The 1,452-nt window shown below is 56.1% G+C and carries 1 rRNA gene; it reads right to left on the reverse strand.

The features are described 5' to 3' along the window. Positions 1–1,452, reverse strand: a 16S ribosomal RNA gene (locus QWY79_RS15775); the annotation flags it as partial.

Below are 1,452 nucleotides of genomic sequence, written 5' to 3' on the forward strand. Positions count from 1 at the left end.
CAGTCATGAACCACACCGTGGTGATCGCCCTCCGAAGTTAGGCTAACCACTTCTGGTGCAGTCCACTCCCATGGTGTGACGGGCGGTGTGTACAAGGCCCGGGAACGTATTCACCGTGACATTCTGATTCACGATTACTAGCGATTCCGACTTCACGGAGTCGAGTTGCAGACTCCGATCCGGACTGAGACCGACTTTATGGGATTAGCGCCACGTCGCCGCTTTGCGACCCATTGTATCGGCCATTGTAGCACGTGTGTAGCCCTACCCGTAAGGGCCATGATGACTTGACGTCGTCCCCACCTTCCTCCGGTTTGTCACCGGCAGTCTCCTTAGAGTTCCCGACCGTATCGCTGGCAAATAAGGATAAGGGTTGCGCTCGTTACGGGACTTAACCCAACATTTCACAACACGAGCTGACGACAGCCATGCAGCACCTGTCTGTGCGCTCCCGAAGGCACCAAGGTATCTCTACCAAGTTCGCACGATGTCAAGGGTAGGTAAGGTTCTTCGCGTTGCATCGAATTAAACCACATGCTCCACCGCTTGTGCGGGCCCCCGTCAATTCATTTGAGTTTTAACCTTGCGGCCGTACTCCCCAGGCGGTCGACTTAGTGCGTTAACTGCGCCACAAAGGTCTCAAGGACCCCAACGGCTAGTCGACATCGTTTACGGCGTGGACTACCAGGGTATCTAATCCTGTTTGCTACCCACGCTTTCGTACCTCAGCGTCAGTGTCAGTCCAGAAGGCCGCCTTCGCCACTGGTATTCCTCCCGATCTCTACGCATTTCACCGCTACACCGGGAATTCTACCTTCCTCTCCTGCACTCTAGCCTGACAGTTCCGGATGCCATTCCCAGGTTGAGCCCGGGGCTTTCACAACCGGCTTACCAAGCCGCCTACGCACGCTTTACGCCCAGTAATTCCGATTAACGCTTGCCCCCTCCGTATTACCGCGGCTGCTGGCACGGAGTTAGCCGGGGCTTCTTCTGTGAGTGATGTCCTTCCTGCCGGGTATTAACCGACAAGCCTTCTTCCTCACTGAAAGTGCTTTACAACCCGAGGGCCTTCTTCACACACGCGGCATGGCTGGATCAGGCTTTCGCCCATTGTCCAATATTCCCCACTGCTGCCTCCCGTAGGAGTTCGGGCCGTGTCTCAGTCCCGATGTGGCTGATCATCCTCTCAGACCAGCTACGGATCGTCGCCTTGGTAAGCCGTTACCTCACCAACTAGCTAATCCGACATAAGCTCATCCGATAGCGCAAGGTCCGAAGAGCCCCTGCTTTCCCCCGTAGGGCGTATGCGGTATTAGCTTGAGTTTCCTCAAGTTATCCCCCACTACCGGGCAGATTCCTATGCATTACTCACCCGTCCGCCGCTCGACGCCTCCCAGCAAGCTGGGATCGTTTCCGCTCGACTTGCATGTGTTAGGCCTGCCGCCAGCGTTC

The sequence above is a fragment of the Halomonas sabkhae genome, from assembly GCF_030409265.1.
Taxonomy (GTDB): domain Bacteria; phylum Pseudomonadota; class Gammaproteobacteria; order Pseudomonadales; family Halomonadaceae; genus Halomonas; species Halomonas halmophila.